This window comes from Streptomyces sp. BE20 (assembly GCF_036322525.1).
Classification (GTDB): domain Bacteria; phylum Actinomycetota; class Actinomycetes; order Streptomycetales; family Streptomycetaceae; genus Kitasatospora.
In genome coordinates this window covers 1-374 of record NZ_JAQYWW010000106.1, presented here as the reverse complement: position 1 = coordinate 374, position 374 = coordinate 1, and the positions used below count along the sequence as shown (strand labels likewise).

General features: G+C 55.6%; 1 protein-coding gene. It reads left to right on the top strand.

Going from position 1 to position 374, the window contains the following annotated elements; translation table 11 throughout:
• Positions 1-21 precede the first annotated feature (21 nt).
• Positions 22-374, top strand: a 353-nt coding sequence (locus PUR61_RS00520) for a hypothetical protein (RefSeq protein ID WP_329874460.1), incomplete at its 3' end; no start/stop codon positions are given.

The window sequence follows — 374 nt, the reverse complement described above, 5'->3', positions numbered from 1 at the left end:
TGTTTGGTTTGGTTGTGATGTGTGTTTGTGTTTGTTTTTTTTGTGTTTGTTTTTGTTTTTTTTTGTTGTTGTTTTTTTTTTTTTTTTTTTTTTTGTTTTGTTGTTGGTGTTTTTTTTTGGGGGTTTGTTTTTTTTGTTTGTTTTGGTTTTGTTTTGTTTTTTGGGTTGTTTTTTGTGGCGGCGTTTCCGGGGGGGGGGGTGCCCGTTGGGGTGGCGGGGGGGGTGGGGGTGGTGCTGGCGGGGCGGGGGGGGGGCGGGGGGGGGGCCGGCGGCCCCGCGGCCGGGGCGCCCGACGGAGCCCGCGGCGTGGGCGAGGGATTCGGCGAGGGTGGTCTTGCCCACGCCGGCGCAGCCGATGAGGACGACGTTGCGCA